The organism is Leptospira soteropolitanensis (assembly GCF_026151655.1).
Taxonomy (GTDB): domain Bacteria; phylum Spirochaetota; class Leptospiria; order Leptospirales; family Leptospiraceae; genus Leptospira_A; species Leptospira_A soteropolitanensis.
Map to the genome: position 1 here is coordinate 247,855 of NZ_JAMQPN010000003.1, position 14,459 is coordinate 262,313.

Sequence of the window (14,459 nt, forward strand, 5' to 3'; positions counted from 1 at the left end):
ATTTTCAATGAGTTGAAGTGCGTTCGATTTTTTCATAGATTAATAATCCTATTAATGTAAAAATATACTCTTTGCTTTTGATATTTGAAATTAATGAATTTGCAGATATAGATTTTATGTTAACCCATAAACCTAAGTCAATTTCTTCAATTGTTAGAGTTTCCACTTTATCAAAATACTCGTTATGAATGCGTTGAATAGTTTGTGGTTGGTTTTTCCTATCCATATAGATCGTTTGGAGATTTGAGAGAAGCGTGGCAACTAATGACAAAGGTGCATTTTCTGAATTCAACTTGTTTTGCAGAAAATTTCGAATCTCTATGATTTTTGGAGTCGAATCAGATATGGCCATTTGAATCATTGCAGTAAATTGATCACTAGTTATTCCTTTATTTGTAATAAGATCATCGAAATTGCTTATTGAATTTTCATAATTGGTCTTTCTTTTAACTTCATCAAAAATAGTATTATATAAGACACCAGGTCGATAATATACTTCGCCGTGTTTTTTATCAATGTGATCTATTAGCATAGCCTTCGCAACTTCTGCGTGAGTATTAATTTCCATTTTTAATCTAATTAGTGAAAATTTTGAAATAAAGCTTTCAACGGTTTCATTGGATAGACCTTCATTAGGTAGTTTTTCTTTTAGTTTTTTTATAGTTTTGTCATCTAGTAAGTAGGTTGGGATGCATTCGAAATCATCACTTTTGAGATTTGGATCTTTTAATCCGAATGCAAATGGTTTATTTGAACAGAAATAAAAGCTATTACCATAGGGGAAATGCTTATTTGTGTTTGCAATTTTACCAAGTATTGAAAACTCTTTATCTTTTTTTATTAAACTATTAAGCGTCCAATTTTTTTTAGAGGTTTTTATTTGGAAAAAATGTATTTCTTGAGGATCTGTAAAGGGATTAATTGCAACGACATCTTCGTGATGTTCCATTATAATTGCAAATTCGATATCTTTTTGATTTAACTCGATTAATTTGCATATAACCCAGTCTTTTTGGAAATCGAATCTATTAGAGCTCATTGCCCCGGCTTTTTCTCTAACTTCTTTTTTGACTAAATCATTTTTTATATTCTTTTTCATAGCCGATTAATATTTATTTTCGACAACCTTAGGTGAATTTTAAGTCAAAATATCTTTCGTTGTTTTCCTTTTTATTTATTGGAATGATTATGCGGCATTGCAGATAACGAATTAGACTTAACGACGTAGGCTGACCCTGAGTCCCGAATGGGACGTTAGGGACTGGCCACGATACTTGCGCAGGCAAGGGGAGTGCCAGAAGCCTATGTATCGCAGACCAAGCGAGGCCGCTAGTGCCGGAGCGAAGCGTTAAGTCGCTGTTATACGACGGTTTGTTTCTACCGATAAATTAATTCATTTTTTGGAATAAAATTTTAGAAAGATAATCTTTAACTATTTTTCTGATTTGTCTAGCATTATCAAATTTTGATGCATTTGGTAGGAATTTAGCGAGAATTTCTTCTAAAGTAATAATTTTTTTTTCTTTCTCTAGTAAATTTGAATATTGGTTTTGTATTTCCTTTGTGATAATTTTAGAAAGAGAATCTATGCTTAATTTCGTAAATTCGATGACTCCATCAAAACGGTAGAATATTGGTTCACCTAAAAACTTTTTTATTTCTTTTTCTGATGAATAATTGCAGGTGCAAATTATTATAGCATTTTCTACATCGACATGATAATTTGAATCAACATAAATTCCTTCATCAAAGATTTGATAAAATGCACTATGAAAAATTGGGTTCGCTTTATCAAATTCATCTAATAAAATAACATTAGATTCTCTTTCCAGTAAATCTCGAGAGAAGCTAGGTTGATTAAATTTTCCACCGAAAAGGTAATTTGAAAATTCATTATTTTGAAACATAGATAATTGCTTTCTAAACAAGTTTTCTCCTAATATTTTTGAAATAAATTTTGCAGTTTCGGTTTTACCAACACCTGTAGGACCATAAAATAACAGGGTAACGGGTGGATGCTTTTGATTTCTTGTCATAGGGTAAAGTGCATGAATTAAATTTGATTTAGTTTGGAGCTGTCCTATAACATGATCGTCATAGTTATTTGAAATTTCTTTAAGTTTTGCGATAGATAAAGGAGCATACTTAAAGTTTCTAGATTTCAGAATCTTAGGGTGTACTTTTTCTAATTCTTTGTGTATGATATTTGGCGGATTTTGAAGAAATAAATTTGTGACTTCAAAATTATTTAAAAAATTTACAAAATTTAATATGACGTGATCATTTACTCCAGAATACTCATCCGTGAAAGCAACCAAATTTTCAATTACAGGTTTAGGATAGGTTACGGCTTCCTGGTCACCTGATCTTAAGTTAAAGTTACGTTTTTCTGCGTCTTCTTTATGTACAATTTCAGTAAGATTGTTGATATTTTCTTTTGGAATGATTTCTAAGAATTTTTTTTTCGGGCCATAGAATATTGTTATGGATTTCATGTTTATAAAACTCCAGCGAGAATTACATCGTAGACATTTAGTTCTTCTCCTTCTTGTGTCTCTTCTTCTAAGTCAGAAAGTGAAAATTCTTTGTTGTTTATGTTAAACTCTTTGTTCATATCTAAATTTGAAATTTTATATGTACCGACAAAAATTGCATTATAATTAAGGTTCATTTTTAAAAGGTCCGAAAGATTGTAATTGTTTCGGAATGCTTTAATATTGAATCGAAGTATGTTTTGAATATTTTTTGACTTTGCAATTAATTCATAATAACCTTTTCCTTTTTCTAAAGCATCGTCTAATTTGGTGACATCAATTTTTTCATCGTTATCTTTGGAGATTATTACATATGGAGTGAATAATTTAAAAAAAGTTAAAGAATTAGGGTACGCTGAAAGTGTACAATTTTCAAATTTGATAATTTTCTCATCGTCCTGTGTTTTATTAATAAAGTCTGTTAAAATAGTATTAGAGATAGTTGAATTGATGATTTTATCACTCAAGTAATTAAATTTAGTTTGGGCTGAGGCATTAGACTCACTTGAGAGAAATGGAATCCAATTGAATTTTGCTTTAAGAGCAGATCCAACATTTGCATCTAAAGATTTATGTTTTTCAACAAGCTCACTTGTCGTTAATATTTTTTTTCCCCCAAGACTAATATCTATGTAGTCACTTGCGGATTGTTCATCAAAATAAACTATTTTTTTCATAAATTTTCTCTTTTATTCGATTATAAACTGTCGTATAACGAACTAGTGTTACCGAAGTTCCCAGACCCTGAGTCCCGACGGGACGTTAGGGACTGGCATGTAGCTTGCGAAAGCAAGGCGAATACCAGGAGGAGAATTTGCCGTAGGCCGAGCGAGGCCTTGTTCCGAAGCGTAGCGGCAAGTCGCTGTTATGCGATGGCGTTCTTTACTTAATTATTTCTTAATAGAAAGTTAAATTTTTCATTCAACAATGGAATATCATTTAAATAGATTGATACTAGGTTCATTCCTTGTTTTTCCGCTATTTCTTTTTTTTCAAGTATTTTAAGATCGTAATTTGGAATTCCTTTTAAGCCAAATAATTCAATATAGTAATTGTCTACTTTCCAATCTGCTATAAAATTACTATTTGGATATTTTACTTCTTTTTCGTGAATTATCCCGTGATCATGAAACCAGTCGTCGATAACCTTTTCGCTTATTGATCTACATATATGACCGTCTTTAGCTTTTACCATAGTTCCAATTTTGGTATTTCTCTTTGCATCAATTAATACTCCCGAATTGATGAGAGCATCAAACCAACTTCCTTCGACAGATGTAAACCAATTATAGGTTTCAAGAGAAAGAAAATGTTGAATGTCTATTTCAGTTACTTTGTTTTGAATTAATAATTTGGCGATCTTATTTGAAAATTGAAGTGGATGGTTAAATTCAATTCCATTTGGTATAAAGCCTAGAATCTCAATTATTCTTTTTAGGCTGCATAATTGATCTTCTTTATAATTTTTAAATTCATTCAAATCTCTAAAATTGAATTTTGAGGTGAATGCTTCGGTTTTTCGTTGGATATTGACATCGTATTTTGAATGATCATAATATTTTTGAATTATGCTTTTGAATTTGTTTGAATTAGTATTCCATTTTGTTGTTAATAAACTGATGTATTTATAAGAAATTAAATCCGAAATAGAACAATCAAAAGGTAAATAATGCAATTTTTCGTCAAAGGATAAGGGAATATCGATATATTTGTAATAAAGGTTAGAGAATACTGATTTAAATAAGTGTTCCAAATAGAATAGATCTATATATTTTATTTCAGAGTTATTAAGCCAATCCTCCTTTTCCTGATAGAATTCTAGAATTTTATCAGCATAATTTAGATATTTAATAAGAATTTCTATAGTGTCGTCGGGATGGTAATTTACAAAATCGCGTTTTTCATTAAAATTATGAAATTTTCCGTTGTTAATTATTCCTCCAGTCAGCAACATTTCGAAAATATAAATATTTGCGTTTTCGGGTAATGAAACAATTAAATCTTGTATTTCCCTATTAATTTTAACTTTTATAGAATTATTTATATACTTCATTGAGATTGAGAACAATATCGCATAACGAACTAATGTTACCGAAGTTCCCCGCCCCTGAGTCCCTTCGGGACTGGCCACTACACCTGCGCAGGCAAGGGGAGTGCCAGAAGCCTATGTGTCGGAGACCGAGCGAGGGCGTAAGTCCCGAAGCGAAGCGGCAACATACTATTATGCGAAGTTTATGCCATTTTTAAATACTCATTCGAAATAGGGTTATCAGGAAATAGATAGATTAGTTTAACTAAATATAAAGACAAAGAGAATTTTAATCTAAAATCTTTATATTTAGATTTGCTAGTTCCTTTTCTAGTATTGGCCATGCTTTGTTTATATTTTCTAACATTAGATTTTTAGAATCCGTAAGTTTTTTAATTTCTGCTTCTTTTCTTGCATAATCTGTTGGTGGAGTTTTAGTAAAAACGTAAATTTTAATTCCATTTGTGAGGGTGACTTGGTTGATTAAATATGCTTTTCCTAAAGCTACTAAGGTAGGAGATCTATAATCATTTTTTTCAGGATTAGTGATACCAAGGAAATCATCTTGAACAATACCTGCATAATTGTTTTTAAACGCTAGTTTTTGTGCTTCACATTGACTACCGTCGCCGTTCCAACGAGATGATCCTTTAAAAATATGGGTATTACCTAGCATTTTTATAAATTCACCAAAAACAAGGTAACTGCAGACTCCAGAATTATTACTCTTTTGTTTAATATCATCATCCATTTTTTGAAGATTTAGAGTTTCATTTTTCAAATCTTCAAATTTTCGAAAAATGGAAGAATAAAGAGTATAGTTCAAAGAAGTTTTGAATTTTGGCTGATCTAATTCTTCTGCAGATTTTAATACTTTGAATACATTTTTCGTTTTTAGTTCCTTATTTACGTCTTCAATTTTGATTCTTTCTTTCGCGTCGTAAAGATGTAGCTTGAATAGAATTTCATTATCGGTCGAATAAGCAGTTTTAAGATATTTTACAATTTGCCAATTCGATAGAGGCTTTTTGTTTTCCTCATTTAGGATTTCGAAGAATACAGGAAGAGTCTTTATTTCAGTATCATTGATGGTATTGGCAAAACATTTTTCTGCGATACTATATTCTTTGTTGGAACATTCTATTAGCATTACTTTCACAAATTTAGATTCTGTTTCGAAATACCATTCTGGTCGATTTGATACATTTGGACAAAAAAGTTTATATTCAGCTTTGAAAGTATTCCATAATTTAATATTTTTAATTGATTTTGCGTTACTGGCACTTGTTACGTAGACAGATTGTATGTAATTCGAGCCATACTTAATTGCAACCTGCTGGAATGCTGGGTCTGTGTTTAATTCATAAGTAAAATGTGTAGCTTTTTTGAATTGTTCAGATTGAGTATCTAGACTTCCATAGTTTGGACATACGTCGACTAGAGGATTTTCGTATGCTATAATTTTTTGTCGATTCTGATTTGATGAACAAGTAAGAACCATGAATATTGACAGAGAGAATAAGGAAAATTTTGACAGAAATTTAAATTTGAAAAGTGTAAGGTTAGGCATATTTTTTCTTTATTATTAAAGTTTATAAATTCGATCAGAGAATCGTTTAACTTGGCTCTGACATTTTAGTTTTGTCTTTCTATATTATTTGAATTTTTTATATGATGTTTCATTGCATTTGAAAGATTATTTATCATGGCTGTGATTGAACTTGCCTGTTGAGCAAAAGTTAATTCATGGAAATCCTTTGAATTTTTTGAATGCGCTGATGACGTTTTTTGCTTCATAATAAGATTAGCTACCATTCATATGATTTTATTGTATTATCAATACTGCTTCCGAGCTTAATTTGATTAACTACAACTTTACCCAGACCCTTTGGAAAAATAATTTTGTTATTGGGTATTGATTCGATCCTTGCTCCATCCAGTATACTACCTTTTTCTGAATGCATTCCCACCATGATTTGATAAGCTTTATACGGTCTATAGTCTTGAGGAAATTTCAAATCTAAGTCATTAATTGAAATCCCATGTCCAACGAGCACACCTTTTTTAAATGTTCCTTTAATTACGCTTAAATCAGCGGCAATATATACTCCTTCACCGTCGGGAATACTTCCATCGTGTTCGCCGCGATAAATTGATCCATTTTTAAAAGATAAATTTCCAAAATCCTTTTTATTCTCCTCTTGGCTATTTAGGGTTGTATAAATAGAAAAGACACAAATACAGAGAGACAATAAGATGAAATTTTTAGCAGACATTTTGTTACTCCTATTTTTGCCAACGAACACGATGTTCGCTGGCACCTAACCAGAATATATTTGGCGGGAATTTCGGTCAACGAACTATATCCGTTATGCCATTTAAACCTCTACTATAAAACCTTCTGCTGCTATATTAGCTTATATCTCGTAATATAGAAGTTAATTTTTCAGATACTATAAATTATGAGGCAATATGCTTCTTCCGATAATATAGATTATGTCGCATAACAGGCGATAGGCTATTGTATAGAAAGGCACATCGGTAACACTTTAGATCACTCACATGGGTGACACTTTTATTAGTCAATTCTATACAATAACCTCTGGTATTTCAACACTTTACTCGTATACAAATCTAAAATTCCAAGGATTGCGTTCGCAAAATAAAGACGACAATGCCTGTCAGAGACCTCTTCAAAGCCAACCACCTCTCCAATAAAAGGATTCCCAAAGAAGATACGATGGGATCCATATTGAGCAAAACCACTTTCATGAACTTTATCAGTGACAATATGAGTTGGATAAGCAACTTCCAGAATCTTTTTAGGAAATTCACGTATGGATGGTTTGTATACTTTTGAAGGAGTCAAGAAACCCAAAGCTTCATGAGGACGTATATAATTAAACTCATCGCAAAAGTTATCAAAGGCTCTCTGTTGAGCATTTAAACTTGATCTTGGAGGAAGAGCCGTTTCTTCTTTAAGAGTTCTGTGCATTCTTTCATGACGACCATTTTGAGAGGGTCTGCCTGGCTCAATCCTTTCCGGTCGAATTCCTAACTTCAACCACCAAACAGAAAGACTAGTGAGGCCACCGATCGCCTTACTCGCAAAGGGTGCGCCATTATCAGACTTAATGGCAATTGGTAGTCCATGCTCTTTAAAAACCCTTTCAAATACGGCTTTTGTTTGTTCCACATTCGTTTTATTTAAGATTTCGCAAGCAAGAAGATAACGACTATGAGCATCTGTGATTGTCAAAGGATCACAACGATCCCCATTCCCGACAGTAAAATGACCTTTAAAATCAACACACCAAACATCATTAGGTGCAACCACATCAGAGAAAGGAAAGAGAGACTGCGGTACTCTTTGTCGCTTTTTCTTGGGTTTGATAAGTCCCTTTTTTCTTAATATATTGCCAATCGTTGTTTCACTGGGAATGTGTTTTAGCCTGTGAAATCTAGCTTTTAGGATGGGTCGAAGTTTCTTTGGTCCCCAGGAAGGGTGTTCTTCACGTAAATCAAGGATCAATCGAACTACTTTTTCGGGAGTTGCATTTGATTGGGTGATTCGTTTTCTGGATTTGTCTTTGAGTCCATCAATTCCTAGAGACTCATAGTTTTTTAAATATTTATATCCGGTCTTTCTTGATATGTTAAAGTCTCTGCAAAGATCTGCAAAACACCAATTACCACTTTTAACAGCTGCTATAAACTTGATTCTTTCTTCTATCACTTTGGTTTCCTTCCAAGGCATCGGATTCTCCTCCGATACTCAATGTAAGTGTTACCTATGTGAGTTGTCTCTTTTGTTACCTATCTGACCTATCCATACCATTTTGAGTGTACTCGTACATCCTTTACAGTTTTGTCCTGGTACATACTTTACAAAAAGTATGACTAAAATCCTGATTCAGACGTTAAAGAGGATGGCACTTTAGTTTTTAAATTGCAACAATTTTCCTGTATAAAGGTCTATTACTCCAAGACTCACTCCATAAAAATGAATCTTCACATGTCTATCTGAGATCTCTTCCAGACCGACTTCCTCTAATGCAAGTGCGGAAGATAAAAAGATCCGATGACCTTCAAAATGAAGATTCCCTATGTCATTGACTTCTCCGATCATTATGTTTGTTGGATAAGAAGCTTTTACAATCCGTTTTGGGAACTTCTTTGTAGACTTTCGGTAATGGTCAGCAGGAAAAGAATTTTGTATTCCTTCATGTGGTCTTAGATAATTAAATTCTTTTTGGAAGTCTCGAAATGCTTTTTGTTGTGTCTCTAAACTAGACCTTGGAGGCAAAGCCGTTTCTTCCTTTAAGGTTTTATGCATTCTTTCATGCCTACCATTTTGTTGTGGTTTCCCTGGCTCAATTCTCTCTAACTTAATGCCTAGTTTGATCCACCAAACAGAAAGTTTACTAAGGCCAGCAAGTGCATTCGAAGCAAATGGTGGACCGTTGTCCGTTCGAATCGCAAGTGGCATCCCATAAAGTTTAAATAACTTCGTAAATTCATTGATTACGTTGGTCGTATCTGCTTTGGAAACAATCTCACAACAGAGTAAAAAGCGGCTATAGGCATCTGTGACGGTTAATGGTGTGCATCTTTCTCCATCCCCAACAGTGAAATGGCCCTTAAAATCAGCGCACCAAATATCATTGGGTCCGAGCGCATGCGAGAATGGTTGATCGATGGATTGTTTACGGATCCTTCTTTTGGGAGGTTTAATAAAGTTGTTTTGTTTCAGAATACGACCCACAGTACTTGGATGAGGCCATTTTTTAATCATATGAAACCGAGCTGAAAGTGATGCTAAGAGTTTTCTTGCTCCCCACCGTGGATGGTCTTTTCTCTCTTGTAAGATTAGTTCAATGATTTTCTTTCGAGTTTGGTGAGGATGGTGTTTCGGTCTTCGACTTTTATCTTTTAACCCATCGATCCCATACAGCTTATACTGTTCTAAGTATTTATACCCAGTCACTCGACTGATACTGAATTCATGGCAAAGGTCAGTGAGAGACCAACCACCACGTTTCCAAGCGACAACAAATTTCATTCTTTCTTCAAACACGTTTGTTTCCTTCCAAGCCATGACACACTCCTGGTGTGTACATCGTGTTCTGAATCGAAGAATTAGATTCTTGTTTGTAAAGGATGTAGTGAGATCAATTTGTAAGGGATGAAACTAGCACGGACCCGGCCGTATAGAAAGGCCATCGGTAACACATTAGATCACTCACGTGGGTTACACTTTGATTCCGTATTCAAAAACCAGCCTATAACAATTGGTATATTTTTAATTCTCTATAAAAGTTAATAATTTTTTACTTTTTGTCTCAAAGAATTCTATGAGACTTTTTCATTTTTTAATAATTGTAAAGTTTGTTATAAATTTTAAGACGAAACGTTATGCTTGTAGTGATATTCATGGTTTCTATATTCAAAAACTCTAAAATAAAAAATAAATTGCCTAATCGGACATAGTTTTCATTTTGCATTTATATTTTTAGAATTATGCAAGAAATAAAAACAAAAATAACTTACAACATCAAAAGAGATTCTATAGTAACAGGTTTTGAGAGAATCTTATTTGAAAGAGATCACAATGGGAATCTATGGATTGGTTCTTGGAACCAAAGCCCAATTCTTTATAAAATCGATGAAACCCAAATCACAAGATTCGAATTCCCTATTGGTTATTACTTAGCAAGCGACAATCCATTTGATTCAAATCCTGATAATGTATTGTTTGGATCTTCGAATTCTATATTATACTTCAGAGACGATCAATTTTTTAGTCTTCCTTCTCCAAAGTTAGCAAACCCATCTCCATACCAGATTTTGAATCTTGGAATCTACACTTACGTTATTTTTGCCAATACAAGCGGGAGAAAACAAATCCATAGATGGAATGGGACAAATTGGGAAATCTTGAATTGCGATTTGGAATTTCAAAATCTATATAATCTAAAACAAATTAGTAATGATAAAATTTTAGTTACAGAAGGGAATACAGAAATTGCGTATATATTAGACCTAAATGGGAAATTGATTTCTGAATTTGCACCAAGTGTTGCCCCAATGAAAGTCAAAATCAATTCGAAAACAATATATCTATTTTCTGGTTCAAAGTTGGAAGTAAGAAACAGCGATGGGGAACTAAAGAGTTTACTTGATTTATATGATGAAACAATGAAAACATATTTTGGCTCATACTTAGAGTTTATAGATGTATTTATTCAAAACGAATCTAATTTGGTTTTGTTATTAAAGGAAAGAAACAAAAAAATATCAAAAAAATATTTGTTAAATTTTAATTTAGATACTTTGACTCTTACCCCTCACCCCCTACATGAAAAATTGAATTCAGATTTAAATTTACTACGCCTTGAGATCGATAATTCGGGAGATTATTGGTTCAAAATTTATGGGAACCACTACTCAGAATCCTTTTTAACATTTAACGCGGAACTCACAATATGAAACAACCCACACAACTCAATTTACAAAAGTCTGATTTTTACTCAGGAAATCTAAAAGAAATTATGATAGATCGGATGTTAGTGTTCCAATCGCTTAGAGATAAATTCCAGAAGGTATTTGATAAAACTAAAAATAAACTAGACCAAAGTTTTTTGAAAGAATTTGAAACCATGTATGGTTTTCGACCTGGAAAAGAAATTCTGGAATGGGAAAATGTAAAAACTGCCTATAAATCGATTATGTATGAAGTAGCCGATGTTTGGAACATGATTGACCATCACTCTGCAGAAGAGGAGGAAATGGAAGAAGATGAAGATGGTGGTTTTGATTATGCTATTTCCTCCGCAGCTAGATTAACAAAAATTAAGGACCCGGAAGAAATACTCTCTTGGTTGGTCGGCACTTACAGTGGACTCATGTTTTTATTCAACGGCTCTTTTGCTTTTGCTTCGGATGGAGGTGGCGACACTTGTTGGATCAATCTTTTGCCTAATGAAAACGAATCGGTAGAGGTAAATTACTATAATCATGAAATTGGCGAATTAGAAAACCTTCCCTATTTTTCCATTTCACATTTCATCGCTGACAATTGGAATAATGATTCACATGAAAGTTATGACGAGGATGAGAACGAACAAGAATTCGAAGAAGAAGATACAGATAAAAAAATAAAAGAACCTATTCTAACTTCGAAAATCAAAGAGAGTATAATTAAGGCTTTCGAAAAAGAAGCTACAAAACTATACGAAAAGAAACCTATCTATAACAATTCACTAGATATGTTTGAAAGATCGGCTTGGTTACTTGGTCATACTTATGGCGAACCTGCTTATGCATTTACTGATAAACTCTCAAATGCTCCTTCTTATGCGCTTTGGGAAGAAGAAAAAGAAGATATCAAAAAGTTCCCAAATTTAGCAGCCTATTGGATTCTTCACCACTTTTATTTAAAAAATGATGATGCTTGTAGAGAAACCATTAAACTTGCAAACAAATCAAAAGGAAAAATAATTCCTAAAATTTGTGAACACGTAATTGCCTATTTAGATGGAAAATCCAAGTCATTATTCAATCTACCTTCAGATAAGATAGAAAAAATTCGATCCCAAAGCTTTATCAACGCTGACCCAAAACAAATTGAACCAAAAAATATTAAACTATACAATGATAGTTTAGGTCTCTCCAATCTTAACACTATTTCAAAGAAAGACCTTGAATCAAGGATAAAGACTGAGGAAAATCTTTTCAAAATCATCGAAGAATACCCTGATGATGTAAACACACATGACATTATCCTAAAAGAAATTTCTAAAAAAGATCCAAACCTAAAAAAACTGATCGAAGACTATTTTAGAGAACGAACAGATAGTGCTTATAATACATGGCCATACAATTCAGAAAAGTTAGACAAACGACTCTCTATTGTTATAAATGCAGCCTTTCGACAAGGATTGAAATACGACGCAGAGAATAAAAAAGCTTTTTGCGGGATTACAAAAACAGTCGGGATGTTAGACGACGACCATGCAATGGTTTCTTATAGAGAGGCAGTTCATAAACTCAAACAAGATGATCCAAGATTAGAATACGTTGTAGAAGCATTAATCAAAAGCGAACACAAAGAAGCTGTTTCCATCTTGGCGGATGCTGCTTGGCGAACATTTGAGACATTAGATAATGTTAAAGAAATTCGACAAAAAGTACAAAAAGAAGGACCGACCTTGAACAATATGTTCACTGTCTATACCCACCTAAATGAAGCACTACAAGAACGAATTTTAACATTAGATGAAGTATCAGTCCAACTGATTCAGAAACTTTTCACTTATAAAGATCATCTAGGTTTTTTTGGAATAAGTGCCGGAAATGCATTTTCTGTATGTGCTCACTTAGATCTAAAAGAACATACAGAAATCATTGCCAACTATGTTCGAAATAGTTTCCAAATCAAAGGTGGAGACAGGAAGTCTTATCTCGAATTAAGTCAAATCATCAACATCTCGGAAGCTGCTTTAGCCTGGGCCAAAATGGAGCCTGAAAAGGCAAAACAAGAGTTAAACGAATTTTTTGTAAAACTGGAAAACTCTAATTATCCCGGTATAGCCATTGATCTAAGAGCCTGTTATATAGCAGGATTATTACTTTTGGAACCGGATAATAATGATTATTTGACTTTTGCAGAACGTATCCTTGGAAACAAAGGTGACCAAGTCAGAGTTTATGGAATCATTCGATGGATTAGAAAACAAAAAGTTCAAAAATTCAAAGATCATCTTTGGTATCACATTTATGCTGACCCAGACCCTATGGTTGATTATTCTTGGAGTTACATTGAAGTGGAAGCAAGACGCGCATGGATTATACTCACTGGGGAAGATGCTCCAGAATTTGATACGTCTGATAAGTATGCAAACTCACTTTCAAAAAATAAATCTCAATTACCAGAAGCAATTCTTCATCCGGAAAAGTATAGTATCCAACATGTATTTGAGAGAATTCGAGAAACCAAATACAAACATGAAGATGTAATCCGATATGGAGGACCTTGGCTTGTAGAATCCTTACGGTTTTCATTAGATGAATATAAATATTCAGGGTCTTATGACAGATGGGAAGCAATCAAAGCTTTGTTTTTCCAAGGTCCTGGTGTCTATCCGTACTTTCTGGAAATTTTCCAATTACCTTATGCAGCACCCTCATGGAAAGCCTATCTATTACAATTTATGCGAGTGATGGAACCTGAATCTTTAAAATGGAAAAAGGTTTTAACAATGGAAGTAAATGAAATAAAACAACTGCTAGAACAACCTACTCCCAATTGGTTTGTTTGGACTGATTTATTAGCAGCAAGGTTATATTTGTTAGAAGGTGAATCTTCTTTTGATACGATCTCTCAAGTGATCAAGAGGCGTCTAGAAATGACAAATCATGATTCCTACGATTCTAGTATATATGAAGAATCTCTTGGACTTAGGTTACCATTACTCTGGAGAAGGTATGGTAAAAAAGGAGATGATTGTATCGAATCTCATTGGAAAAAAGCAAAAAAAAGTTCTGAAACTTTTACAATGTTAGAAATGGCTGCCAGACGAAAGTTAGATGATAAAATCCCCGAAATGACAGAGATCAAAGAACCTGGAATTTTACTCACATTTTATCCCGAACAAAGGGAATACGGTTGGCACACATGGATCCACTTGACAAAAGAAACCATACGATTTGGAACCAATGAATTTCACCTGCAATCTGTACTTCCGGATTCTAAAACGGAATCAAGTATGCAAGCGACTGAAGCAAATTTGAAAAATGTTTGGGATATGGCACATATTCTAGGTTATACGATATCAAAGAAAAAACCGAAAGGAAAAAAATAGCGATTTGTTTAGTATCTATCGTAACCATCTTAT

The 14,459-nt window shown here is 33.3% G+C and carries 10 protein-coding genes; 2 read left to right on the plus strand and 8 right to left on the minus strand.

The genetic code is table 11. The annotated features are described in order from the left end of the window. Positions 1-4 precede the first annotated feature (4 nt). The 8 genes from ND811_RS09640 to ND811_RS09675 form a co-directional block, all read right to left on the minus strand. Complete coding sequence (locus ND811_RS09640) at positions 5-1,099, minus strand: dsDNA nuclease domain-containing protein (RefSeq protein WP_265351914.1); 1,095 nt, start codon at positions 1,097-1,099, stop codon at positions 5-7. Between the two features lie 289 nt (positions 1,100-1,388). Next, positions 1,389-2,495: an AAA family ATPase gene (locus ND811_RS09645; RefSeq protein WP_265351913.1), complete on the minus strand. Its 1,107-nt coding sequence runs from the start codon at positions 2,493-2,495 to the stop codon at positions 1,389-1,391. Positions 2,496-2,497: 2 nt separating this feature from the next. Further along, positions 2,498-3,211, minus strand: a complete 714-nt coding sequence (locus ND811_RS09650; protein ID WP_265351912.1) for a DUF6414 family protein — start codon at positions 3,209-3,211, stop codon at positions 2,498-2,500. A gap of 209 nt (positions 3,212-3,420) precedes the next feature. After that, entirely contained in the window at positions 3,421-4,665 is a 1,245-nt protein-coding gene (locus ND811_RS09655; RefSeq protein ID WP_265351911.1) for a hypothetical protein, read from the minus strand. A 187-nt stretch (positions 4,666-4,852) separates the two neighbouring features. Further along, positions 4,853-6,133: a hypothetical protein gene (locus ND811_RS09660; protein WP_265351910.1), complete on the minus strand. Its 1,281-nt coding sequence runs from the start codon at positions 6,131-6,133 to the stop codon at positions 4,853-4,855. A gap of 238 nt (positions 6,134-6,371) precedes the next feature. Then, positions 6,372-6,839, minus strand: a complete 468-nt coding sequence (locus ND811_RS09665) for a hypothetical protein (protein ID WP_265351909.1) — start codon at positions 6,837-6,839, stop codon at positions 6,372-6,374. Between the two features lie 302 nt (positions 6,840-7,141). Continuing rightward, the gene (locus ND811_RS09670) at positions 7,142-8,320 is read right to left on the minus strand and encodes an IS481 family transposase (protein WP_265351908.1); all 1,179 of its coding nucleotides are present in this window, start codon (positions 8,318-8,320) and stop codon (positions 7,142-7,144) included. A gap of 180 nt (positions 8,321-8,500) precedes the next feature. After that, positions 8,501-9,661: a DDE-type integrase/transposase/recombinase gene (locus ND811_RS09675; protein WP_265351907.1), complete on the minus strand. Its 1,161-nt coding sequence runs from the start codon at positions 9,659-9,661 to the stop codon at positions 8,501-8,503. 422 nt (positions 9,662-10,083) lie between these two features. Between ND811_RS09675 and ND811_RS09680 the strand changes: the two genes are divergently transcribed. Together ND811_RS09680 and ND811_RS09685 are read left to right on the plus strand one after the other, a co-directional pair. After that, complete coding sequence (locus tag ND811_RS09680) at positions 10,084-11,052, plus strand: ligand-binding sensor domain-containing protein (protein WP_265351906.1); 969 nt, start codon at positions 10,084-10,086, stop codon at positions 11,050-11,052. Beyond that, entirely contained in the window at positions 11,049-14,426 is a 3,378-nt protein-coding gene (locus ND811_RS09685; RefSeq protein ID WP_265351905.1) for a hypothetical protein, read from the plus strand. Before ND811_RS09680 ends, ND811_RS09685 begins: the two co-directional genes overlap by 4 nt. Positions 14,427-14,459 lie beyond the last annotated feature (33 nt).